Here is a 22,184-nt window from a genome sequence, read left to right on the forward strand (position 1 = left end):
GCCTACCCATTCCACTCGCGGATGGGGATGAGCTCGCCCCCCTCCACCGCCTTGCGCACCGGGCGGTAGCCCCGGTCAAACCAGATCTCCAGCACCGCCCGGTCCAGGCTCCTGGGGGCCACGATCTCCTTGCGCACGTAGTACCCGCCTTCTATGGGGCTGATCTCCATGCTCTTGGAGAGGCGGAGTTCCACCACCTCGCCGCTTCGGGTGCGCACCCGCACCCGGAAGGCCATGGGGCCCTCGGGCTTTACGTGGGGGTCTTTGCGGAACCACATCCTACCCCTCCTTGAGGTCCGCCACCTTGGCCCCGGTGAGGGCCAGGAGTTCCTCCGGCCTGGTCCGGAAAAGGGCCCTGGGGGTGCCCGCCGCCGCCCAGACCACCCCGTAGCCCAAAAGCTCCTGGTCCAAAAAGGTGGGAAGGGGGGTGGGGTGGCCCAAGGGGGGTACCCCGCCGATGGCGAAGCCGGTGAGGGCCCGTACTTCCTCGGGGCTTGCCCGGCGAAGGGGTTCCCCGGCCAAAGCCGCGGCTTTGCCCGGGTCCAGGCGATTTTTCCCACTTACCAGGAAAAGGTAGCCTCCCTTTTCCCCCACGAAGACCAGGCTCTTCACGATCTGGCCCACCTCGGCCCCCACGGCCTGGGCCGCCTCCGCGGCGGTACGGGTGGAAACCGGCAGTTCCTCTACCCGGAGGTGGCCGAAACCCCCTTCCTCCAGGGCCCGCTGCACCCGGGTGGCGGCAGGGGAGAGGCTCATAGGGCGTAGAGGAGCTCGGCCAAGAGGGCTACCCGCCGGGGGATCTCGGAGACCACCACGTATTCCGTCCGCTGGTGGGCGTCCCCACCCAGAAGGCCCAGGCCGTCCAGGGTGGGCACCCCCAAGGCGGCGGTGAAGTTCCCGTCCGACCCCCCGCCCACCCGCCCCGGGCGCAGGGCAAGCCCCAGGGCCTCCCCGATGGCCTGGGCTTTATGGAAGAGGGACAGGCTTTCCGGGGTGGGCTCCATAGGGGGGCGGTTGAGGCCGCCCGTGAGCTCCAGCCGGGCCCCGGGTAGGGCAGGGCTTAGGGCCCGGAGGGCCTCCTCCACCCGCCGGGCCTCCTCCAGGGTCCAGGCCCGGAGGTCGATCTCCACCCAGGCTTCCTCCGCCACCACGTTGCTCACCGTTCCCCCCCGCAGGACGTTGGGGCCCAGGGTGGTGCCCTTGTCCCGGTCCTCCAGGGCCGCCACCTTGGGGATCTGGTGGGCGAGCTCCAGGATGGCGTTGACCCCTTTTTCCGGCTCCACCCCCTGGTGGGCAGCCTTGCCCAGGGCCTTGAGGCGGTAAAGCCCCACCCCTTTGCGGGCCACCTTTAGGTCCCCCTCGAGGGTGGGGGGCTCGAGGACCAAGGCCGCCCGGGCCTTTTTGGCGGCGGCCTCGATCAGGGGACGGCTTTCCCTAGAGCCCGTCTCCTCGTCGGGGGTGAAGAGGATCTCCAAGGGAGGAAGCCTCCGCCCCGTGGCCTCGGCGTGGCGCAGGGCGTAGAGGAGGGCCAGGATCCCCCCCTTCATGTCGTAGACCCCAGGGCCCACCGCCCTATCCCGCTCCAGGCGGAAGGGCTCGGGGAAGCTCCCCTTGGGGTGGACGGTGTCGTAGTGGCAGAGCACCAGGACCGGCTCCCCCTCCCCTTCCCGCTTGAGGAGAAGGATGGGGCCCGCCGGGGTGTCCTTGCGGGAAAGCCGCCCCTTTAGGGGCGCGAAGGCCTTTTCCAGAAAGGCGGCCGCCTCCTCTAGGCCCTTGAGGTCCCCCGAGGGGGATTCGCGGCGCACGAAGGCCTCGAGGTCCCGCAAAAACTCCGGCAGCCTGGCCTTCATCCATTCCAGGGTTTCCATGGGACCATTATGCCCCCTTGCGCCAAGGCCCTGTGCCTCTTGGCAAGGGGCTAGCCCCATGGTATAAAGGAAGGGTATGCCCTTCGGGGCCGGTTCACACGGAAGCGGGGAGTGAGGGTTCTCCCCCTCCTTTTCGTGTGGACGCGCGCGAAAAGCGCCCGCCTTCCCCAAGGGGAGGCGCGTAAGGAGGAAAGAGGCGGCATGGAAGAAAAGGCGACCCAGACCCCAGAAAAGACCTTCAGCATGGAAGAGGCCCTTCAGGAGACCGAGGCCCGCCTGGAGAAGCGCGTGCGCCCGGGGCAGGTCCTGACGGGCAAAGTGGTCTTGGTGGGTTCCGAAGGCGTGGCGGTGGACATCGGCGCCAAGACGGAAGGCATCATCCCCTTCAACCAGCTCACGGAGAAGGTCCTCCCCGAGGAGGAGCTCAAGGGGCTCCTCAAGCCGGGGGACGAGGTGCGGGTCCAGGTGCTCCGGGTAGACCCGGAAACCGGGCAGATCCTCCTCTCCCGCAAAAAGGTGGAGGCCACCGAGCACTGGGACCACATCCAAGCCCTCTACGAGCGGGGCGAGCCGGTCACCGTCACCGTGAAGGAGAAGGTCAAAGGGGGCGTGGTCGCCGAGTTGGATGGCGTCCAGGCCTTCATCCCCGCCTCGCAGCTGGACCTGAGGCGCACCCCTAACCTGGACGAGTACGTGGGCCAGCAGATCCTGGCCAAGATCATTGAGTTCCACCGCAAGAAGGGGCGGGTCCTCCTCTCCCGCCGGGCGGTGCTGGAGGAGGAGCAAAAGCGGGCCAAGGAGGCCTTCTTCCAGAGCCTAAAGCCCGGCCAGGTGGTGGAGGGCGCCGTGGTGGACGTCACCGACTTCGGGGCCTTCGTGAACCTGGGTCCGGTGGACGGCCTGGTGCACCGCTCCGAGATCACCTGGGGCCGTTTCGGCCACCCCAAGGAGGTCATCCACAAGGGGCAGAGGGTGCGGGCCCAGGTGGTGTCCGTGGACCCCGCCAAGGAGCGGGTCAACCTCTCCATCAAGGCCCTGATCCCCGACCCCTGGACCACGGTGGCGGAGAAGTACCCCGTGGGCACCCGGGTCAAGGGCAAGGTGGTGGGCCTCACCCCCTTCGGGGCTTTCGTGGAGGTGGAGCCTGGGCTGGAAGGGCTCATCCACATCTCCGAGCTTTCTTGGACCAAGCGGCCCAAGCACCCCTCCGAGGTGGTGAAGGAGGGGGACGAGGTGGAGGCTGTGGTCCTGCGCCTGGACCCCGGAGAGCGCCGCCTTTCCCTGGGCCTTAAGCAGACCCAGCCCGATCCCTGGCAGCTCCTGGTGGAGAAGTACCCTCCGGGCACCGTGGTCAAGGGCCGCGTGACGGGGGTTACGGACTTCGGGGTCTTCGTGGAGCTGGAGCCCGGCATGGAGGGCCTGGTCCACGTGTCGGAGCTGGACCACCAGCGGGTGGATAACCCCGCCGCCCACTTCAAGAAGGGCGAGGAGATGGAGGTGGTGGTCCTCAACATTGACCCCGTGGAGCAGCGCATCTCCCTCTCCCGCAAGCGCCTCCTGCCCCCGCCCCCGCCCAAGGCGGAGGAGGAGCGGCCCCGCAGGGCCAAGGGCAAGGAAGCCCGCAGCAAGCGCAAGCCCACCCCGCGCCGCGAGGAGCGCCGGGAGTACGAGTACGGGGCCGTGGCCGAGTACAACCTCTACGATGCCTCCGCGGTGCCCACCGCCAGCACCAGCGTGAAGCTGGGTGACCTCTACGGCGACCTCCTGGCCAGCCTGGGCCTGGAAGAGGAAAAGTAAGGCGCAAAGCTTAAGGCCCCCGCCCTTGGGCGGGGGCCTCCATTTACTCCAGGGCCTTTTCCGCCCTCTTCCCGTAGAAGATGCGCATCAGGGTGTAGGACACCAGGAAGGTGAGAAGGGGCCCCCCTAGGACCAGGGTCCAGAGGACGGCGTTATTCCCCAGCAAGGAACCCTGCTGCTGGAAGTCGATCTTGTAGCCCGCCAGGGTGCTCATGAGGAAGAAGACCAGGAGGGCCAGGATGACGCTGGTGCGCACGGGGTGCTCGGAGGGCAGCTCCAGGTAGCGCATCTTGTCCTTCTGGGTGTCCACGAAGGGCAGGAGAAGGGCGATAAGGGCCAGGATGCCCGGCACCACCACCCCGCCGATGAACTCAGGCCCGATGATGGCGCCGAAGAGGTGGAACTCCCAGCTGGAGGGGATGATCTGCAGGATGCCGTAGATCCAGAGGAAGTACCAGTCGGGCTTGACCGCCGGGGTATTGGGGGTGGGGGGGCCAAAGGCCTCAATGGGGTGGGCCAGGAACGCCCCGGCGATGATGGCCATGATGCCCACGTAGAGGGCGAAGAGGATGCCCATCATCACCAGCTGCTGCGGGTACATGGGCACACCCAGGATCTTCCCCGGGGCTACCTTTTCCGCATAGCGGGGCTGGGTGTGCTTCTGCTTCATCATGATGGCCAGGTGCCCCCCGATGAGGGCCAGGAGGAGGAGGGGCAGCCAGAGGACGTGGAGGCTGTAAAGCCGGGGGATGGACTGGGCCGAGCCCGGGAACTCCCCGCCAAACATCACCTGGGCCAGGGTGGTGCCGATCCAGGGTATGGAGGTGGCGATGCCGTAGCCGATGCGGGTGGCGGTGACGGCGTAGTTGTCGTAGGGCAGGGCGTAGCCGGTGAAGGCGGTCACCACCGCCAGGCCCAAGAGGGCCAGGCCCACCAGGTAGTTGAGCTCCCGCGGCTTCTTGTAGGCCCCGGAGAGGAGGATCCGGAGCATGTGCAAGAAGGCCGCGGCGATCATCACGTGGGCCGACCAGTGGTGGAGGCTGCGGATCACCGCGCCAAAGGGCAGGCTATCGATGTAGAGGACGCTGGCGTAGGCCGCGGGCACGGTGCGCCCGTCGGGGAGCTTCACCTCGCGGATGGAGGGCTCGAAGTTCAGGGTGAGGAAGACCCCCGTGAGCACCAAAACGATGAAGGCGAACAGGGTGATCTCGCCCAAGAAGAAGGAGTGGTGCACGGGGAAGGCCTTGCGCAGCACCTTGTGGTAAAGCCCCGTGAGGTCTAGGCGTTCGTCAAGCCACTTGTACATCCTTCCCTCCTATACCTGGCGGCACTGGCCGGCGCTGGCCTTTACCCCGATCTCGCCCAGGAACTCGCCCGCGGCCACCAGCACCCCGTTTTCCACCTTGAGGGGGAGCTGGGGTACCGGGCGGGGCGGGGGGCCGGCCACCACCTTGGCCCCGTGGGCGAAGTCAAAGGTACCCCCGTGGCAGGGACAGAGGCCGGCTTGCTTGTCCGCCACCCACTGGCTCACGATGCACCCCAGGTGGGTGCAGACGGCGGAGAAGGCCACGATGCCCTCTACCGCGTGCTGGGCCACCTCGGGAGAAAGGGCCTCGGGGGCGTAGCGCACCACCAAGACGGTGTTCTTGGCCTCCCCGCTTTTCACCACCTTGGTCTTGGGGTCCATGGGGTAGGCCAGGACGAAAGGGTCCCCGGGCTTCAGGTCCTCGAGGCGGATGGGCTTGGGCTCCCCTCCCCCTTGGGCGTAGACCAGGAGGTCCCCCGGCTTCAGGGGCTCCTTTTCCGGGGTGACCTCGGCCTTGGGGCGGAGGCTGGCCCCCACATAAAAGGCGGAGACCAGGGAAAGCCCGATGCCCGTGCCGATGGCGGTCTTGAGGAAAAGCCGCCTCCGGGATGTGCGCAAACGGATCTCGCGTTCGTCCATCCTTCACCTCTTTACCAAGGGAACTGGCTTTTCTCCTCCTCGGTGATGGCCTCATCCCGGCCAAAGAACTTCTTGTAGACGCCCAAGAGGGCCGCCACCACCAGGCTGATGGCGCCGAAGATGAGGCCCTGGAGCCAGGTGGGGTTGTGGCCGCTCTGGGCGGAGTAGACCAGCAGGCGCACGAAGAAGCCGGAAAGGGCGGTGAGGAGGAGGACCAGGATCACCCCCGCGGCCACGGGGGCGGTGGAGGGGGTGGGGAAGTGGCGGCCAGGGCGGAGCTCAATCCCCTCCAGCCAGTAGGAGACCAGGCCGATGAGGCCGTAGAGGAGGAGGACGGCCCCAAAGGCCATGAGGCCGATCTGGCCCACGGAAAGCTCCTCAGGGGTGTGGCCCAGGAGGCGGGCGATGTGGAGCCCGTCCAGGTAGGCCGTGTAGAAGAGCCCTAGGGCCAGGATGAGGGCAAAGGTGGGGATGATGGGGTCGTTGCGGTACATGCTTCCCCCTTACTCCACCGGGCCAAAGCTGTTGCCGAAGCTGTTGCGGATGTAGGTGGCCACGGCCTTGACCTCTTCCTCGGAGAAGGCCGCCCCCACCGGGGGCATGGCCCCCCGCCCGTTCTTGACGATGTTGAGGATCATCTGGGCGTCCTTGAGGTTGGCGTTCCCGGCCAGGGCGGGCATGGCCGGGGGCATGCCCTGGCCGTTGGCCTGGTGGCAGGCGGCGCAGTGGGCCTCGTAGACCGCCTTGCCCTTTTCCAGGAGGGCGGGGTCCACGTTGGCGGCGGGTTGGGCCCCCGTGGCCCCGTGGGCCTGGCTTTCCTGGGCAGGGGGGGCCACCTCGGCCACGATCTTCTCCGCTGCCGGGCTCAGGGCGAAGTAGCTCCAGATGCCCCCTAAGACCACCACCGAGGCCACCACGTACCAGAGGGGATTAAAGCGGATGGGCTCCACGGGGAGCTCGGGCTCGCCCACCGCCAGGCGGAGTTCCACCTGGCCGGCCACCTCTCCCCCCTCGTCCAGGCCCAGGACCAGGATGTCGGGGTAGTTGTTGACGGTGAAGGGGATCTCGCGGATCTCCTGGCCTCCCCCCCGGAAGTGGGTGACGACCCTTAGGGTGTGTTCCCCGTCGGGGAGCTTCTTGGTGTCCAGGTTCAGCCGGTAGGGGGGTTCCTTGAGGACGGCCAGGGGCTCGGCTGCCCCATCCAGGTACACCTCAATCCGGTCTACGACCATTCTGCCTCCCTTTTGTGAAGGGGGGTGCAAACCCCCACCCCACCACTATAAGGGCAGGGGGGCAAGGACAGATGTCCCCGGGGCTAAGGGGCGAGGAGGCGGAGGAGGCGCTCCCGGCTCCGGCCCACCCCCTCCATCCCCCCGCCCACCTCCAGGGCGGCGGTGCCGGCAAACCCCTGGAGGTGGGGGGCGAGCTTCTCCCAAGGAAGCGCCCCGGCCCCCACGGGCAGGTGGTCGTCCTTGCGCCCGTGGTTGTCGTGGAGGTGGAGGTGGAGGAGGCGGGGGGAGAGGGCCTCGAGGTAGAGGAAAGGCCCCCGGGGGCCGAGCTCCACCAGGGCGTGGCCCACATCCAGGCAGAAGCCGTACTGGGGGAAGCGATCCAAGAGGGCTTGCAGTTCCTCGGGGCCCCGGATGAGGTCCTCCTCGGCGAGGGCCAGGTTTTCCAGGGCTATGGGAAAAGGGAGGGGGAGGAGGGCGGCCAGGGTTTTCTCCAGGGCTTCCCGGGCCAGGTCCAAGGCCATGGGGTGGCGGACGGGCACCTGGCCGGTGTGGAGCACCCCCACCTTGGCCCCCAGGGCCTCGCCGAACTCCAGGGCCCGCTTGAGCCGGTCCTCGGAAAGCTGGCGCACCGCGGGGATGAGGCTGGCCGGGTTCATCTCCACGAAGGGCAGGTGCAGGGTGAACCCCACCCCCAAGGCCTCCCCTGTGGCCCGCAGGGCGCGGGGATCGGGAAGGGGGAGGGCCTCGTGCAGGTCGTAGGCCACCTCGAGGTCCATCCCCAGCTGGGCGGCCAGGCGGAAGGCCTCCTCGTAGCCCAGCTCGGCGTTGAAGGGGCTGAAACCCAGGCGCATGGGCTTTTCCCCCTAGCGGATGGCCTCCGCCTTGCGCTGGGCCTCCTCCAGGGCCCGCTGCGGGGCCATTCCCCCCTTGAGGCTCTTCTCCAAGGCCTCGGCCAGGAGGCTGGCCCAGGCGGAGAACTGGGGCAGGCGGGGCCTTTCCTGGGCCACGGCGATCTGCTCAAAGGCCACCTTGCGGAAGGGGTTCTCCCGGTAGAAGCCTTCCAGAAGAGGGGCGGCGGATTTGCGCACGGGGACGTAGTAGCTGGCCTCTACCCAGCGGGCCACGTTGCTAGGCTCCATCAGGTACCTCCAGAAGTCCAAGGCCCCCCGCACCTGGGCCTCCGAGGCCCCCCGTAGGACCACCAACTGGGCCCCGCCCAGGGGCACCTTGCCCCCGGTTTCCCGGGGGACGGGGGCCACCCCCAGGGTGAAGGCGAAGGAGAAGTTCTCCGCCGCCGGCCAGTTGGCGATGGAGGCCATGACCATCATCCCCTTGGTGCGCACGAAGTCCAGCTGGGCAAAGGTGGACTCGGCCATGCTGCGCACGGAAAGGAGCCCGGCCCGGTTCATGCGCCAGAGCATCTCCAGGGCCTCCACCACCTCCTTGGAGAGGAAGTTGGGCCGGCCTTCCCGCACCAGGCTGCCTCCCCGGCTGGTCGCCATGGCTTCAAAGAGCCAGGCCTGGGGATCGGTGACGAAGATGAAGCCCTTGGCCTGACGGGAGGTAAGGGCCTTGGCTACCTCCTCAAACTCTTTCCAGTTCCTGGGGGCCTTGAGCCCCTTGGCCCTGAGGGCATCCAGGTTGTAGAAGAGGACCGGGGTGGAGGTGTTGAGGGGAAGGCCGTAGCGCCTTCCCTCCATTAGGCCGTAGTTCCAGGCGGGTTCAAAGAGGTCCTCCAGGAAGGCCCGGTCCAGGTTGAGGTAGGGGTCCAGGGCCAGGGCCCGGCCCTCCCCCACCAACCGGGGGAAGAAGGAGATCTCGGCCTGGAAGAGGACGGGCTGGGCCCCGGTGCGCAGGGCGGCCACCAGCTTGGTCTCCGCGTCCCGGTAGTCCCCCACGTACTGGGGCAGGACGCGGTAGAGCCCCTGGCGGGCGTTGAACTCCTGGGCGAAGGCGGAAAGGAGCCTGCCCGCCGGCCCGTCCATGGAGTGCCAGAAGGACACCTCCGTCTGGGCCAAGACGGGGAGAAGGAGAAGGGCTAGGGCGAGGAGCTTTTTCATGGGGCGGATTTTACCATCCCCCCTGTCAGGAGGGCTTCAAGGGGCTTAGCGCCTTTCCACCGCTAAGGCCTTGCGCTGGGCCTCCTCGAGGGCCACCTGGGGCTTCACCCCCTGTTTCAGGCTCCGCTCCAAAGCCTCCTCCAGGAAGCCGTACCAGACCACCATCTCCGGGTCCTGGCTCCAGGGGCGGCCGATCTCCGCCTGGGCGAAGACCCCCTGCCGCTCGGGGTCCTTGAGGAACTCGCCCAGCTCCCGCTCCGCCTCCCGCCTCAGGGGCAGGTACCAGGTGGTGCGCACCCAGGCCGCTTGGCGCTTGGGATCCAGGAAGTGGAGCCAGAAGGCCACCGCCCCCCGGGCCTGCTCGGGGCTAGCCCCCTTGAGGACCGCCAGGGCCGCTCCCGAGAGGGGCACCGCCCCCCCTTCCCGCCGGGGTACCGGGGCCATGCCCACGGCGAAGGGAAGGGAGGTCTGGGAGAGGACCACGGGCAGGGCGGTGGTGGGCCCCAGGCCCATGAAGGCCTTGGTGCGCAGGAAGTCGGCCACGGCGAACTGGGCCTCGGCCAGGTTCCGCGGCTGGGCATGCCCCCGCTGCACCATGCGGTGGAGCATCTCCAGGGCCTCCACCACCTCCTTGGAGGTGAAGGCGGGAAGCCCGTCCTTGACCAGGCTGCCGCCTAGGCTCATGACCAGGGCGTTGAAACTCCAGATGTCCGTGGAGACCACCAGGCCCTTGCTGGTGCGGCTGGTGAGCTTGGCCGCGGCCTCCTCCACCTCGGCCCAGGTGCTGGGGGGTCTTAGGCCCCTGGCCCGGAAGGCGTCCTTGTTGTAGTAGAGGACGGGCACGGAAAGCCCTAGGGGTAGGCCAAAGGTCTTCCCCTTTACCTGCACCGTCCGGAGCATCTCCGGGTACAGGTCCCGGGGGAGGCCGTTCAGGTAAGGGTCCAAGGAAAGGGCCGCCCCCTCCTGGGCCAGGCGGGGCAGGAAGGAAAGCTCCCCGTGGAAGAGCACCGGCGCCCCCCCGGAGCGCAGGGCGGCCAGGAGCTTGACCCCGGCTTCCCGGTAGTCCCCCACGTAACGGGCTTCGATCCGGTAGGCCCTTTGCCCCTCGTTGAAGGTGCGGATGGCCTCCTCCAGGACGGTGTTGCCCGGAGGGCCGGCGGTGTGCCAGAAGGGGAGGGTCACCTGGGCCTGGGCCAGGAGGAAAAAGGGTAGGGCGGCCAGAAAGGGTCGCCTCATGCCCTCAAGCTTACCGGGCCCCGGGTGAGAGGGCGGCCAAGGGAAGGTGAAACCCCTTAAGGAAGGGCTCAGCCCGGGCGTAGAGGGCTTGGCGCAGGGCGAAGAACCGCTCCCGGGCGGCCAGGCCCGGGTAGCCCGGGGGCAGGAGCTCAGGGGGGAGGAGGGGGTCCAGGAAGAGCACCTTGCGCATCCCGTGCACCAGACGGGTGAGGGCCTGGAAGGCCAGGAGGGGGTTTTCCGGTACCTCCTGGGGGAAGAGGGTCCGGTAATGGGCCTCGGCCTGGGCCAGGGGGAAGGCCTTGCGCACCTCCTCCGGGGACCCTAGGTGTTCGGCGCGGAACAGGGTGGCGGTAAGGCCATAAAACCCCAGGAGTTCCTTCGTGGCCTCCAGGTCCACCCCCGCCCCCAGGTAGATCCCGCTTTGCAGGCTTCCGTAGCCCAAAAGGGCCATCTCCCGCCGGAAGCGCTCCCGTTCCCCCCGCTCCTTGGGGCCCTCGGGCAGCACCAGGAGGAAGCGCCCGTCCCAAGGGGCTACGGGCTCGTAAAGCCGCCTCCGCACCTGGCGCACCTGCCAGTAGACCCGGTCGGAGAGGGCGTAGTAGGCGGTGCGCCCCCGTCGTTCCGCCACCACCCAGCCCCGCTTGGCGCTCCGGGACAAGGCGGCCCGCACCGCGGCCTCGGAGAAGCCCAGGGCCTCCATCATGGCCACCAGGTCCCGCACCGGGGCCCGGCGCTCGGGGTAGGCGTACTCCAGAAAGAGGGTGAAGATGGTGGACCGCGCCCGCATCAGAAGACCGGCTCCAGCTTACGCTCCCGATACTCCCTGAGGGCACCTTCCAGGAAGGTGGCCAGGGGCATGGTTCCCAGGTTCCCCCGGTGCCGCCGGCGCACGCTCACCGTCCCTTCGGCCCTTTCCCTCTCCCCCACCACCAGGATGTAGGGTACTTTTTGCACCTCCGCGTCCCGGATCCGGGCCTGCATCCTTTCTGGGCGCAGGTCCCCTTCCGCCCGGAGGCCAGCCTCCTTGAGCCGCTCCACCACCTCCTTGGCGTAGTCCTCCTGCTTTTCCGACACCGGGACCACCACCGCCTGCACCGGGGAAAGCCACAAGGGGAAGTCCCCGGCAAAGTGCTCAATGAGGATGCCGATGAAGCGCTCCAGGGAGCCGAAGGGGGCGCGGTGGATCATGACGGGGCGGTGCTCCTCCCCGTCCTTGCCCACGTAGGTCAGCTGGAAGCGCTCGGGAAGGTTGTAGTCCACCTGGATGGTTCCAAGCTGCCACTCCCGCCCCAGGGCGTCCTTGACCACGAAGTCCAGCTTGGGGCCGTAGAAGGCGGCGTCCCCTTCCTCCAGGGTGTAGTCCAGGCCGGCTTCCTGGGCTGCCTCCTCAATCTGCCGCTCGGCCAGGGCCCACTTGGCCTCCTCCCCCACGTACTTGCTGCTTTGGGGGTCCCGCACGCCGATCCGGGCCCGGAACCCCTTCAGGCCCAAGGTGGCGAAGACTTTTAGCACCAGGTCCAGTACCCCCAGGAACTCCTCCTTCACCTGCTCGGGGGTGCAGAAGAGGTGGGCGTCGTCCTGGGTGAACCCCCGGACCCGGGTGAGGCCCAAAAGCTCCCCGGCCTTCTCGTAGCGGTAGACGGTGCCGAACTCCGCGATCCTTAAGGGGAGTTCCCGGTAGGAGCGCTTCTTGTGGGCGTAGATGCGGATGTGGTGGGGGCAGTTCATGGGCTTGAGGAGGTACTCCTCCGAGCCCTCCCGGTCCTCGAGGCGCATGGGGGGGAACTGGCTTTCCGCGTAGTAGGGGTAGTGGCCCGAGGTCTTGTAAAGCTCCAGGCCGCCGATATGGGGGGTGGTGACCAGTTGGTAACCCCTCCTAAGCTGCTCCTCCCGCATGAAGGCGATGAGCTCCTCCCGGATGGTGTTCCCCTTGGGCAGCCAAAGCACCAGCCCCTTGCCCACCATGGGGTCAATGAGGAAAAGCTCCAGCTCCCGCCCAAGCCGCCGGTGGTCCCGCCGCTTGGCTTCCTCCAGCTGCCAGAGGTATGCCTTAAGCTCCTCGGCGGTGCGGAAGGCCACCCCGTACACCCTTTGCAGCATGGGGCGCCGCTCGTCGCCCCGCCAGTAGGCCCCGGCCACGTGGGTGAGCCTGAAGTGGGGAGGGATGCGGCCCGTGGAGGGCACGTGGGGCCCACGACACAGGTCGGTGAAGCCGTAGGCCTCGTCCCCTTGCTGGTAGAAGCTGATCTCCTCCCCCTCTGGTAGCTCCTGGATGAGTTCCGCCTTGTAAGGGTCCTTGCCCTGGTAGCGGGCCAGGGCCGCCTCCCGGGAAAGGGTGTAGCGGCGCAGGGGCAGGTCCTTGGCCAGGATGGCCCGCATCCTCGCCTCCAGGGCGGGCAGGTCCTCGTCCGAGAGGGGTTCGGGGGCGTCGATGTCGTAGTAGAACCCCTTTTCGATGACCGGGCCCACGCCCAGCTTCACGCTCTCGGGGTCGTACCCCTTTTCCTGGAAGTGCTCCTTTACCGCTTGGGCCAGCACGTGGGCCAGGGTATGGCGGAAGAGGGTCTGGTACTCGGGGTCCTCCTCGGTGAGGATCCTCACCGAGGCCCCGGGGGGAAGGGGTTTGAGGAGGTCGTAAAGCTCCCCGTTCACGATGGCCCCCACCGCCTTTTGGGCCAGCCTGGGGCCTAGGGCCTGGGCCACGTCCCGGGCGGTGGCGCCCTCTTGCACCTCGAGGGCCTTCCCGTCGGGCAGGTAAACCGTCATGCCCTTCACTATACCGCCCTACCCCTCCCGGGGCAGCTTCCTCCCCGCCCAAAGGGCCAGGGCATAGAGGGCCGCGGCCAGGAGGAAGAGGGCGGAAAAGCCCAGGGCATCGGCCACCCATCCTCCCAGCACCGTGGCGAAGGCGAAGACCCCAGCCACGGTGTTCCCCAGGCCGATAAAGGCGCTTCGCTCCTCGGGAGGGGCCAGGTTGAGGAGGTAGGTGGTGGTGGCCAGGTTGAGGGCGGCTAGATAAGTGCCCTGGAGGAGGAAGACCGCCCCGTAAAGCCCAGGGGGCAGGAGGAGGGCCAGGAGGGGGGCCATGCAGGCCAGGCCGGCTCCCCGCAGGAGGACCCCTTTGGAACCCCGCTCCGCTAGGCGGGCCCAGAGGAGGTTGGAAAGGGTGAAGGCCAGGGCGTAAAGGGAAAGGTAAAGCCCAAGTTCCTCCCCATGCCCCAGGGCGCGCACCGCGTAGACGGCGTAAAAGGGTTCCGCCATCCCCGCCAGGCCCAGGAGAATCCGCACCCTTAGAAAGCGGCGGAAGCCTGGGCTTCGCAGGGGCAGGAGGAGGTCGATACGCTCCTCCTTGGGGGCCTCCGCGGGCTCGGCGGTGAGGCCGAAAAGGTACCACCCCGTGCCGAAGGCCAGGGCCCCTAGGGCGAAGAGGAGGGCGTAGGGCAGGGGGAAGGGGAGGGGCAGGGCCAGGATCCCCCGGACCAGGAAGCCCGCCAGGAAGGCCAGAAGACCTCCCACCAGGTTGCGGGCGGAGAAGAGGGCCGCCCGCCTCTCCTTGGGCGTGGTCTTGGCCACCACCTCCCAGAAGGGAAGGCTGGAAACCCCGGTGAAGAGGGCGTTGAGAAGGAGGCCCGTGAGGAAGCCCATGAGGAGAAGGTGAGGCCAAGCCCCAAGCAGGAAAGCCGAAAGGGCCATGAGGACCACGCCCAAAAGGCGCAGGGCCGCCACCTGGCGGTAAAGGACGATCTTCCGGGGGAAGCGGGCCACATAGGGGGCCAGGAAGGCCTGGGGGATCATGCCCCCGGCCTGCAGGAGGGCGGGCAGGAGGCCGATCAGGGCCCCGGGGGCCCCCAGCTTGGCGGCGAAGCCGCTCAGGACGATGTTGGGGTTCAAAAAGGTGTCCCCCAGCCAGACCAGCCAGCCGTTCACCACCGCCAGCCGGTAGTTCCGCTCCCTCAGGTCTAAGATGGGGAGGATGCTCCTTCTGCCTTCCCTTGGGCCCTTCCACATCCTGCATCCACGCTACAACGCGGCCACGGTCCTGGCCCTTTTGGATGAGGCCCGTCCCCCCGTTCTCTACCTGGCCTCCCTTTCGGAGGAAGCCCTCCGGGAGGGGGTTTGGCGCGAGGAGGACCCCCTCCTCTTCCACCTCCTCCCCTGGGCCGAGGCCCGGGGGGTTCCCGTGGTGGCCCTGGACGCGGAGGCCCACCTGAAAGGGGAGGCCGAGGCCTTCCGCGAGGCCCTGGTCCAGCACCCTTTAGGGGCGCCTTACCTGGAGCGGATGCAGGCCCTGGACCAGGAGCTTCTCGGCCTCCTAAGGACCCCCCTCACCCCGGAGGTCTTGGGGGGAGAGGCGTTTTTGGCCCGCCTGCAGGCCCTCTACCGGGCTTTTGCCGCGGCCTTTGGCGAGGGGCCGGCCACGGGCTTCCGCCAGCGGCGCATGGCCCAGGTGGCCGAGGCCCTCCGGGGGAAGGAGGGGGCGGTGGTGGCGGACCTCCTGGACTACGCCCTGTTGGCCGAGGCTTTCCCCCAGGCCCTGCCCCAGGCCCACACCCCCACGGAGGGGGAGCGGGAGCGGGCCCTCTTGGACCGGGCCTGGCAGCTGCGGGAGGAGGACGACTGGGCTGGGCTTCTGGAGGGGCTTTTCGCCATAGGAAGCCCCGAGGCCCTCTACCTGGCAGCCCAGGTCTACCTGGCGGCTGGGGAGTGGCGGGAGGCCTTGGCCTTGATGGAGGAAGTCCTTCGCATGGACTTCCACCACCCCGGCTACCTGCCAGGCTATGTCCTGGCCCGGTTTGGCCAGCTTCTGGACCTGGCGGGGGAGCGGGAGCGGGCCCTGAGGGCCTACCGGGGGGCTTTGGCCCTTTCCTGGATCCCGGAGGAGGCCCGGGCCATCGCCTTGGCGGGGCTGCGTACCCCCTTCCGCCTGGGGGGGTAGCCCCTTCGGGGTCATTTGTCCTTTGACGGCTCGCCTATCCTGGGGGCATGGAGGTAGAGGTCCGCCGCGCCCGCCACGCCCTCTACCTGCGCCTGGCCGCGGTCCATGCCGGGCCCTTGGGGCCTGCCCTCCTGGGCCACCCTGAGCTTGCCCCCCTTTACCCAAAGGCCTATGCCGCCTGCGGGGGGGCGGAGGGCCTGGCCTGCGCGGGGGTGGGGGGGGAGCCCCGGGTGTGCGTGGTGCGGCGGCTTGCCCACCTGGCCAAAAGCGCCCTCCGGGGGGGAAGGCGCCGCCGCGAGCAGGAAAAGGCCATGGTGGAAGGGCTTTTGCTCTGCATGGCCCACCTGCAAAGGGAGTTCCCCCCGGAGTTTTCTCCGGTTTTGCAGGCCACCCAGGAGGCCTTGCGCAAGGACCTGAGGTACCTCCGGGGGGAACTCTCCCCGGAGGAGGCCCTAAAGCAGATGGTACATCCGCCCCAGGACCAGCATCAGGGCCACGGTTCCCGCGGCCAGAACGATTAGGACCAGCATGAAGAGGATGAAGCGCAGGTCAAAGGTCTCCCCCTCGGTGGTGAGCACCCGGGGGTTTAGGATCAGGTAAAAGAGCAAGGTCACCAAGGCCGCTCCTAGGGCGAATAGGGCAATGTATACCATCTTTTCCTCCCCTCACCAGAGGCGAAGCAGCGCCTCCAGGCTTGCCCTCAAGTTTACCAGGCCCACCCCATAGGTGGGTATCCCCAGGGCCCGGCCCACCCCTCCCAGGTAGGGCCCTTCCCCCTGGGGCAGGTCCAGGGGGAGGGGGGGGCTTTCCCAGGGGCCGTAGGCCCGCACCTCGCGGTAGGTGAGCCCGGTGGGGGCTTCCACGTGGAGGACCAGGGCGGCCCCGGGGGCTTCCAGGGACCCCCAGCCTGCCTGGGTTTCCTTTCCCCCGGGGTAGGTGAGGCCCAGGCCTTCCCCGGGGAAGGCCAGGAGGAGGCGGTCGGGCCGGGTTCGCTCCAGGAGGTGTTCCAGGGGGGCCCGGGTGGGTCCGGAAAGGGGGACCTCTTCCCGGGTAGGGGAGAGGGGGGAGGGGTCCAGGGCCAGGAGGAGGCGGCCGCGGAAGGAGAGGCCATTCAGGGCCTGAAGCACGGGCAGGGCCTCCTCATAGGGGGCGTGGAGCAGGGTGGTGCGCCCACCCCGGCCCCCTTCCAGGTAGCAGAGGAGGGTGCCGAACTCGTCCAGGCCTGCCCGTAGGTGCCCGGAGAGGACCTCCAGATCCTGCGAAAGCCTTTCCAGAAGCGCCGGCATGCCCTCATGGTATCCTAAGCGGCGTGCGCTACCTGGTCCTCTCGGACATCCACGGGAACTGGCCCGCCCTCGAGGCCGTCCTCCAGGCTGCCCCCCCCGTTGACCGGGTGCTTTTCCTGGGGGATGCGGTGGGCTACTACCCCGACGGGGACCGGGTGCTGGACTGGTTGATGGAGGTGGGGGCAGAGTGCGTCCTGGGCAACCACGACGCCTGGCTTTTGGCCCTGGACCGCCTGCCCGTGGAGGGGGCGGTTTTGGAGATCCTGGCCTGGCAGCGGGACCGCCTCTCCCCCGAGCACCTGGCCTTTTTGGGCTCCTGGCCCTGGCAAAAGGAGGTGGAGGGGGCGCTTTTGGTCCACGGTAGCCCCTGCGACCCCTTGGAGTACCTGGACGACCTGGAGCCGGCCCGCCAGGCCTTTGCCTGCACCGAGGCCCGCCTGGCCTTTCACGGCCACACCCACCTGGCGGGGGCCTTCTTGCAGCTTTCCGGGCCCCGGCCCTGGGTCCGCTACCAGGCCTTCCGCCAGGGCGGGGAGCTCCTTCTGCCCCCCAAGGTGCGGGCCCTGATCAATCCGGGCTCGGTGGGCCAGCCCCGGGACGGGGTTCCCGGGGCGGCCTTCGCCCTTTGGGAAGGGGAGCGGGTGGAGTTCTTCCGGGTGGCCTACCCCTTGGAGGAAGTGGAGGCCCGCCTGCGGGAGGAGGGCTTTCCCCCATGGCTTTGGGAGCGGCTCAGGGTTGGGGAATAGTGGGACACGAGGCCATCCTGGAGCTCCTGCCCCGGATAAGGGCCTCCACCCTCCTCTTTTCCGGCCCGGAAGGGGTGGGGCGGCGGCTGGTGGCCCGCTGGTACGCCCTGGGCCTGAACCGCGGCTTCCCCCCACCCCCTTTGCCCGAGCACCCCGACCTTTGGGAAGTTGCCCCCAAGGAAGGAGGCCTGCGGGGCCGGGCGGAGGTGCGTCTGGAGGAGGTGGAGCCCCTCATGGACTGGTTTGCCAGCCACCCCCGGGAGCGGGTGAAGGTGGCCATCCTGGACGCCGCCCACCTCCTCACCGAGCCTGCAGCCAACGCCCTTTTGAAGCTCCTAGAGGAGCCTCCCTCCTACGGGCGCATCGTCCTCATCGCCCCCAGCCGGGACACCCTCCTGCCCACCCTGGCCAGCCGGGCCCTGGAGGTCCCCTTTGGCCCCGTGCCCGAGGCGGCCCTGCGCTCCCTAACCCAGGACCCCGGGCTTCTCGCCTACGCCGCCGGGGCCCCGGGCCGGCTCAAGCGGGCCCTGGCGGAGCCGGAGCGCTTCCGCGAGCGCCTGGACAAGGCGGCGGCCCTGGGGAAGGCCGCGCCCTTGGCCCGCCTTTCCCTCCTCAAGGAGCTTCTGGCCGAGGAGGAGGGGTTTTTTGCCCTCTACGCCGCCTGGCGCCACCGCCCGGAGGCCCTCCTGGCCCTCGAGGCCGCCCGGGAGGCCCTGGAGGCCTACGTGAACCCCGAGCTGGTCCTGGCCCGCCTGGCCTTAGACTTAGAAACATGACCGTGGGCGTCCGCTTCCGCACCCCCGTCCTGCGCTACTTCCGCTTCCAGGGGGAACCCCCGCCCCTGGAGGCCTTTGTGGTGGTGCGCACCAGCCGGGGCCTGGAGGTGGGCAAGGTGCGCACCCCGCCCCGGGCGGAGAAGGAGGTGGGGGAGGTGGTCCGTCTGGCCACCAAGGAGGACCTGGACAAGGCGGCCCGCCTCCGCGTCCGGGCGGAGGAGGCGTTGTTCTACCTGCGGGCGCGGCTACGGGAGGAGGGGGTGGAGGCCAAGATCCTGGGGTGCGACTTCACCCTGGATGGCCGCCACCTCTCCGTGCACTACAGGGCGGAGGAGCGGGTCAACCTGAGGCGCTTCACCCGCGAGCTCTCCCAGCGGTTTGATGCCCGGGTGGAGTTCCTGGCGGAGGGCCCCCGGGAGGAGGCCCAGTACCTGGGCACCCTAGGGGCCTGCGGCATGGAAAGCTGCTGCTCCACCTGGCTGCAGGGCTTCGCCCAGGTGTCCATCAAGCTGGCCCGGGACCAGCAGCTGCCCCTGAACCCGGAGAAGATCTCTGGTCCCTGTGGCCGCCTCCTCTGCTGCCTGGCCTACGAGCACCCCGTCTACCAGGAGCTTTTGGCCGAGCTTCCCCGCAAGAACGCCCGGGTCTGCACCAAGGAGGGGGTGTGCGGCAAGGTGCAGAAGCTAAACCCCCTCAAGGGCACGGTGGAGCTCTTGTTGGAGGAGGGGAAGGTCCTGGAGGTGTCCAAGGAGGAGCTGGCATGAGGCGGTACGCGCCCCAGGGTCCCCTGCCCGCCTTTTACCACTTCTACCCCGGGGTGCCCGCCGTGGTGGGGGTGCGCCTGGGGGAGCGGGTGAACTTCTGCCCCGCGGTGTGGAACACGGGGCTTTCCGCCGACCCGCCCCTCTTCGGGGTGGCCCTGAGCCCCAAGCGCTACACCCACGGCCTCCTCCTCCAGGCCCGCCGCTTTGCCGCAAGCTTCCACCCCCATACCCAGATGGCCCTGGTCCACCGGCTGGGAAGCCTTTCCGGTCGCGAGGTGGACAAGGGCCAGGCCCCCCATTTCCTGGGCGAAACCGGCGTGCCCATCCTGGAAGGGGCCTACGCCGCCTATGAGCTGGAACTGCTAGAGGTCCACACCTTTGGGGACCACGACCTCTTCGTGGGCCGGGTGGTGGGGGTCTGGGAGGAGGAGGCCCTTTTGGACGAGAGGGGGCGGCCCAAACCCGGCCTTTCCCTCCTCTACTATGGCCGGGGCCTCTACGGCCGCCCGGCCGAGGAAGCCTTCGCCCCATGACCCAGGCCGAGGCCTTTGCCCAAAGGGTGCGCCGCCTGGCCCTGAACCGCCAGGGGACGGAGGCCCAGGTCTTCCTGCCCGAGGGCTTCCTCTACCTGCGGGCGGACGGCTTCGCCCGCTTCGCCCAAGGGCCAGGGGCCGAGGTCCTTTCCGGCTTCGCCCTGGCCCGGGGGGAGCTGGTCCTATGCTTTTCGGATGGAAGCGCCCTTACCCTCCGCCACCGCCTTGGCCGGCTGCAGCGGCGGGTGGGCTACTTCTCGTAGGGCTTGCCCACCGCCGAGGGCGGGCGGCTTCTGCCGATGAAGCCCGCCAGGACCAGGACCGTGACCACGTAGGGGAAGGCCTGGACCAAGACCGCGGGCAGGATCTCCGTGCCCTGGAGCTGGATGGCCAGGGCCGAGGCCAGGCCGAAGAGGAGGGTGGAGAAGAGGATGCCCAAGGGGTGCCATTTGCCGAAGATCATGGCCGCCAGGGCGATGAAGCCCATGCCCGCCGACATGCCGCGCACGAACTGGTTCAGGAAGCCGATGGCCAGGTAGGCCCCCGCCAGCCCGGCCAGGACCCCGGAGAGCACCACGCCGATGTAGCGCATGCGGTAGACGTTCACCCCCAGGGTGTCCGCCGCCTCGGGGTGTTCGCCCACGGCCCGGAGGCGCAGGCCGAAGGGGGTCTTGAAGAGCACCCACCAGCTTAGGGGCACCAGGAGGAAGGCCAGGTAGACCAGGGGGGAGAGGGCAAAGCCCTCCGGGCCCCAGAGGGGGAGGCGGTTGGTCACCTCCTTGGAGTTGGTGGCGTTGCCGTAAAAGTAGGTGAGGACCAGGCTGGGGGCCCCCAGGGCCAGGAGGTTGATGGCGGTGGCGCTGATGATCTGGTCCGCCCGGTAGCGGATGGAGACCACCGCGTGCACCCAGGCCACCAGGCCGCCCACGGCCATGGCGGCCAGGACCCCCACCCAGGGGAGCCAGGGGTGGGGCCCGGGCCCCAAAGCGGCCTCGAGGCGCTCCACCACCACCGCCGCCGTCAGGGCCCCGAAGAGGATGATCCCCTCCAGGGCGATGTTCACCACCCCGCTCCGCTCGGAGAACATCCCCCCCAAGGCGGTGAAGAGGAGGGGGGTGGTCTGCCGCAGGGTGGAAAGGAATAGGGCTACCAGGAAGGCCGCATCCAGGTTCACCGTTTCACCTCCTCGGCCTTCAGCTCCACCTCCGCCGCCCGCAAGGGGTCGGTGAAGTAGCGGGGCAAAAAGCCCCCGGCGGCGATGAAGAGCACGATGAGGGCCTGGAGCACCGCCACCAGCTCCCGGCTGATGCCAAGCTGCAGGTTCACCTGCAGCCCCCCGGTGAGGAGGATGCCGAAAAGCCAGGCGGCCAGCCCCACCCCCAAGGGGGTGTTCTGGCCCATGAGGGCCACGGCGATGCCGTCAAAGCCCACGGAGTAGGGGAGGGACTGCTTCAGGCGGTACTCGTCAATCCCCCCGCCCAGGACGTAATGGGTGGCGGCCAGGCCGGCCAGGGCCCCGGCCAGGAACATAACCCAGACCACCTTTCTCCCCGCCAGGACCCCGCCGTACTCCGCCGCCTTGGGGGCCAGGCCCAGGGCCCTGAGCTCATACCCCCCCACGGTGCGGAAGACGTAGAAGTGGAAGAAGAAGAGGGCCAAAAGGGCCAGGAGGAAGGCCCCGTTGAGGCGCACGGAGGTGAGGTCGGGGCCGAAGGCCACGGCGGGACCCGGGAGAAGCCCGCCCACCAGGTACCCCGCCACCCCCAAGAGGAGGGCCGAGAGCACCCGGTGCCCGGGGCTTCGCCGCACCCCAACGTAGCCAAGAAGCCCCAGGAGAAAGGCCAAGGGCAGGGCGAAGGAAAGCTCCCCCCCAGGGGCCACAAGCTCCGTCCAGTGGGGGAGGCGGGCCTCGGGCCGCACCTCGTAGCTGCGGGCCTCGTAGCCGGGGTACTTGAAGGGCAGGTGGAGGGTCTGGCCGAAGAACTTGTACTCGTTGGCGGAGATGAGGAAGAGGAAGAGGCTGGCGGCGATGTAGTTCAGCATGATGGTGTTGATGACCTCATGGGCGCCGAAGCGGGCCTTGAGCCAGCCGGGAAGGGCCCCCCAAAGCCCCCCGGCCAAGGCGGCGGCTAGGAGGGCGAGGGGTAGGACCAGCCACCGGGGCCCTGGCAGGTAGACCCCCACCAGCATGGCGGCGATGGCCCCCAGGATGAGCTGCCCCGGGGCCCCGATGTTGAAGAGGCCGCCGCGGAAGCCCAAGGCCACGGCCAGGCCGGTGAAGACCAGGGGGGTGGCCAGGAGGAGGCTTTGCAGGAAGCCGGAGGGGTTCACCAGGGGGCTGAAGAGGAGCTGGTAGGTGTAGGTGATGAGGTCCAGCCTGAGCATGACGGCCTCCCGCAGGCTCCCCACCTCCCCGGAGGGTTCTTTGAGCACCGCCACGATGACCCCGCCCAAAAGGGCAGCCAGGAGGAGGGAGAAAAGGGGCACCACCACCCCCCGGCGCCGTACCAGGAAGGCAAGCCCCCCGGGGGAGAAAAGGCGGGCCAGGAGGAGGAGGTAGAGGCCGTAGGCCAAGGTGGCGTAGCTTCCCAGGCCCAGGCTGTGCCGCCGCAGGATGGGGCGCTCCCCCAGGGCGTTGGCCTGGGCCACGCTTCCCTGGAAGAGGGCGTAAGTGAGGAGGAAGAGGAGGAGGCCCAGAAGGCCCATCCAGAAGAGGCCTTTGGGCCCAGCCTTGCTCCAGGCCACGGCCAGGGTGAGGAGGAGCCAGGCCAAGGAGGCGTAGAAAAGCGGGTACAGCCAGCCGTCCCGGTAGCCCTGGGGCAGGTTCCCTTGGGGCAGGTGGTGGCCGAAGGGGCTGAGGAGGAGGCCCTCCCCGCCGAAGGAGCGGTGGGGTACCGCCCAGGGGGCCAGGTACCAGAGAAGGAGGAGAACCCCTCCCCCCAAGAGGACCAAGACCCCCAGGCGCCTAGGGTCCGTCAACACGCCCACGATTGTACCCTACCGGG

General features: G+C 68.8%; 25 protein-coding genes. 8 read left to right on the top strand and 17 right to left on the bottom strand.

Going from position 1 to position 22,184, the window contains the following annotated elements; genetic code table 11:
* Window positions 1–2: 2 nt before the first annotated feature.
* Genes TCCBUS3UF1_RS01525 through TCCBUS3UF1_RS01535 form a run of 3 tightly spaced genes read right to left on the bottom strand, consistent with a single transcriptional unit; the run spans window position 3 to window position 1,868 of the window.
* Window positions 3–278: a hypothetical protein gene (locus TCCBUS3UF1_RS01525; protein WP_014514734.1), complete on the bottom strand. Its 276-nt coding sequence runs from the start codon at window positions 276–278 to the stop codon at window positions 3–5.
* A 1-nt stretch (window position 279) separates the two neighbouring features.
* Window positions 280–756 (bottom strand): YbaK/EbsC family protein, encoded by a 477-nt coding sequence (locus tag TCCBUS3UF1_RS01530; RefSeq protein ID WP_014514735.1) that lies wholly within the window; start codon window positions 754–756, stop codon window positions 280–282.
* A complete protein-coding gene (locus TCCBUS3UF1_RS01535) occupies window positions 753–1,868 on the bottom strand; it encodes a M20 family metallopeptidase (protein WP_014514736.1) in 1,116 nt (371 codons plus the stop codon). Before TCCBUS3UF1_RS01535 ends, TCCBUS3UF1_RS01530 begins: the two co-directional genes overlap by 4 nt.
* Before the next feature lie 201 nt (window positions 1,869–2,069).
* Between TCCBUS3UF1_RS01535 and TCCBUS3UF1_RS01540 the strand changes: the two genes are divergently transcribed.
* Entirely contained in the window at window positions 2,070–3,665 is a 1,596-nt protein-coding gene (locus TCCBUS3UF1_RS01540) for a 30S ribosomal protein S1 (protein ID WP_041433658.1), read from the top strand.
* Window positions 3,666–3,708: 43 nt separating this feature from the next.
* Here TCCBUS3UF1_RS01540 and TCCBUS3UF1_RS01545 read toward each other — a convergent pair whose 3' ends face one another.
* The 10 genes from TCCBUS3UF1_RS01545 to TCCBUS3UF1_RS01590 form a co-directional block, all read right to left on the bottom strand.
* Window positions 3,709–4,971 (bottom strand): cytochrome bc complex cytochrome b subunit, encoded by a 1,263-nt coding sequence (locus TCCBUS3UF1_RS01545; RefSeq protein WP_014514738.1) that lies wholly within the window; start codon window positions 4,969–4,971, stop codon window positions 3,709–3,711.
* 9 nt (window positions 4,972–4,980) lie between these two features.
* Complete coding sequence (locus tag TCCBUS3UF1_RS01550; RefSeq protein ID WP_014514739.1) at window positions 4,981–5,610, bottom strand: ubiquinol-cytochrome c reductase iron-sulfur subunit; 630 nt, start codon at window positions 5,608–5,610, stop codon at window positions 4,981–4,983.
* An 11-nt stretch (window positions 5,611–5,621) separates the two neighbouring features.
* A complete protein-coding gene (locus TCCBUS3UF1_RS01555; RefSeq protein WP_014514740.1) occupies window positions 5,622–6,104 on the bottom strand; it encodes a hypothetical protein in 483 nt (160 codons plus the stop codon).
* A gap of 9 nt (window positions 6,105–6,113) precedes the next feature.
* Window positions 6,114–6,842 carry a c-type cytochrome gene (locus TCCBUS3UF1_RS01560; RefSeq protein ID WP_014514741.1) on the bottom strand — a complete coding sequence of 243 codons (729 nt, stop codon included), beginning with the start codon at window positions 6,840–6,842 and terminating at the stop codon, window positions 6,114–6,116.
* An 83-nt stretch (window positions 6,843–6,925) separates the two neighbouring features.
* Window positions 6,926–7,693, bottom strand: a complete 768-nt coding sequence (locus tag TCCBUS3UF1_RS01565) for a sugar phosphate isomerase/epimerase (protein ID WP_014514742.1) — start codon at window positions 7,691–7,693, stop codon at window positions 6,926–6,928.
* 12 nt (window positions 7,694–7,705) lie between these two features.
* Window positions 7,706–8,902 (bottom strand): ABC transporter substrate-binding protein, encoded by a 1,197-nt coding sequence (locus tag TCCBUS3UF1_RS01570; RefSeq protein ID WP_014514743.1) that lies wholly within the window; start codon window positions 8,900–8,902, stop codon window positions 7,706–7,708.
* 45 nt (window positions 8,903–8,947) lie between these two features.
* On the bottom strand, window positions 8,948–10,138 hold the full coding sequence (locus TCCBUS3UF1_RS01575) for an ABC transporter substrate-binding protein (RefSeq protein WP_014514744.1): 1,191 nt from the start codon (window positions 10,136–10,138) through the stop codon (window positions 8,948–8,950).
* 10 nt (window positions 10,139–10,148) lie between these two features.
* The gene (locus TCCBUS3UF1_RS01580) at window positions 10,149–10,925 is read right to left on the bottom strand and encodes a PaaX family transcriptional regulator C-terminal domain-containing protein (RefSeq protein WP_014514745.1); all 777 of its coding nucleotides are present in this window, start codon (window positions 10,923–10,925) and stop codon (window positions 10,149–10,151) included.
* The gene (gene thrS / locus TCCBUS3UF1_RS01585; RefSeq protein ID WP_041433660.1) at window positions 10,925–12,904 is read right to left on the bottom strand and encodes a threonine--tRNA ligase; all 1,980 of its coding nucleotides are present in this window, start codon (window positions 12,902–12,904) and stop codon (window positions 10,925–10,927) included. Before thrS ends, TCCBUS3UF1_RS01580 begins: the two co-directional genes overlap by 1 nt.
* A gap of 18 nt (window positions 12,905–12,922) precedes the next feature.
* Window positions 12,923–14,146 (bottom strand): MFS transporter, encoded by a 1,224-nt coding sequence (locus TCCBUS3UF1_RS01590; protein WP_014514747.1) that lies wholly within the window; start codon window positions 14,144–14,146, stop codon window positions 12,923–12,925.
* On the opposite strand from TCCBUS3UF1_RS01590, the gene TCCBUS3UF1_RS01595 reads away from it, so the two are divergent.
* Complete coding sequence (locus TCCBUS3UF1_RS01595) at window positions 14,103–15,074, top strand: hypothetical protein (protein ID WP_155983244.1); 972 nt, start codon at window positions 14,103–14,105, stop codon at window positions 15,072–15,074. The genes TCCBUS3UF1_RS01590 and TCCBUS3UF1_RS01595 overlap by 44 nt on opposite strands.
* Before the next feature lie 47 nt (window positions 15,075–15,121).
* A complete protein-coding gene (locus TCCBUS3UF1_RS01600; protein WP_014514749.1) occupies window positions 15,122–15,595 on the top strand; it encodes a hypothetical protein in 474 nt (157 codons plus the stop codon).
* On the opposite strand, the gene TCCBUS3UF1_RS01605 is transcribed toward TCCBUS3UF1_RS01600, so the two are convergent.
* The gene (locus TCCBUS3UF1_RS01605; RefSeq protein WP_041433662.1) at window positions 15,527–15,727 is read right to left on the bottom strand and encodes a hypothetical protein; all 201 of its coding nucleotides are present in this window, start codon (window positions 15,725–15,727) and stop codon (window positions 15,527–15,529) included. The genes TCCBUS3UF1_RS01600 and TCCBUS3UF1_RS01605 overlap by 69 nt on opposite strands.
* Window positions 15,728–15,739: 12 nt before the next feature.
* Window positions 15,740–16,360: a hypothetical protein gene (locus tag TCCBUS3UF1_RS01610; RefSeq protein WP_014514750.1), complete on the bottom strand. Its 621-nt coding sequence runs from the start codon at window positions 16,358–16,360 to the stop codon at window positions 15,740–15,742.
* A gap of 23 nt (window positions 16,361–16,383) precedes the next feature.
* Between TCCBUS3UF1_RS01610 and TCCBUS3UF1_RS01615 the strand changes: the two genes are divergently transcribed.
* The 5 genes from TCCBUS3UF1_RS01615 to TCCBUS3UF1_RS01635 are packed head-to-tail and all read left to right on the top strand — an operon-like array spanning window position 16,384 to window position 19,442.
* Entirely contained in the window at window positions 16,384–17,106 is a 723-nt protein-coding gene (locus TCCBUS3UF1_RS01615; protein WP_014514751.1) for a metallophosphoesterase, read from the top strand.
* On the top strand, window positions 17,073–17,882 hold the full coding sequence (locus TCCBUS3UF1_RS01620; RefSeq protein WP_041433664.1) for a DNA polymerase III subunit delta': 810 nt from the start codon (window positions 17,073–17,075) through the stop codon (window positions 17,880–17,882). The genes TCCBUS3UF1_RS01615 and TCCBUS3UF1_RS01620 overlap by 34 nt, the downstream gene beginning before the upstream one ends.
* A complete protein-coding gene (locus tag TCCBUS3UF1_RS01625) occupies window positions 17,879–18,646 on the top strand; it encodes a regulatory iron-sulfur-containing complex subunit RicT (RefSeq protein ID WP_014514753.1) in 768 nt (255 codons plus the stop codon). Before TCCBUS3UF1_RS01620 ends, TCCBUS3UF1_RS01625 begins: the two co-directional genes overlap by 4 nt.
* The gene (locus TCCBUS3UF1_RS01630) at window positions 18,643–19,179 is read left to right on the top strand and encodes a flavin reductase family protein (protein ID WP_014514754.1); all 537 of its coding nucleotides are present in this window, start codon (window positions 18,643–18,645) and stop codon (window positions 19,177–19,179) included. Before TCCBUS3UF1_RS01625 ends, TCCBUS3UF1_RS01630 begins: the two co-directional genes overlap by 4 nt.
* A complete protein-coding gene (locus TCCBUS3UF1_RS01635; RefSeq protein WP_014514755.1) occupies window positions 19,176–19,442 on the top strand; it encodes a hypothetical protein in 267 nt (88 codons plus the stop codon). The genes TCCBUS3UF1_RS01630 and TCCBUS3UF1_RS01635 overlap by 4 nt, the downstream gene beginning before the upstream one ends.
* Here TCCBUS3UF1_RS01635 and TCCBUS3UF1_RS01640 read toward each other — a convergent pair.
* A complete protein-coding gene (locus TCCBUS3UF1_RS01640) occupies window positions 19,430–20,353 on the bottom strand; it encodes an ABC transporter permease (RefSeq protein ID WP_014514756.1) in 924 nt (307 codons plus the stop codon). The two genes, TCCBUS3UF1_RS01635 and TCCBUS3UF1_RS01640, sit on opposite strands and share 13 nt — an antisense overlap.
* Entirely contained in the window at window positions 20,350–22,161 is a 1,812-nt protein-coding gene (locus TCCBUS3UF1_RS01645) for an ABC transporter permease (protein ID WP_155983245.1), read from the bottom strand. The genes TCCBUS3UF1_RS01640 and TCCBUS3UF1_RS01645 overlap by 4 nt, the downstream gene beginning before the upstream one ends.
* Window positions 22,162–22,184: the final 23 nt, after the last annotated feature.

The sequence above is a fragment of the Thermus sp. CCB_US3_UF1 genome, assembly GCF_000236585.1.
In the GTDB taxonomy this organism is placed as follows: domain Bacteria; phylum Deinococcota; class Deinococci; order Deinococcales; family Thermaceae; genus Thermus.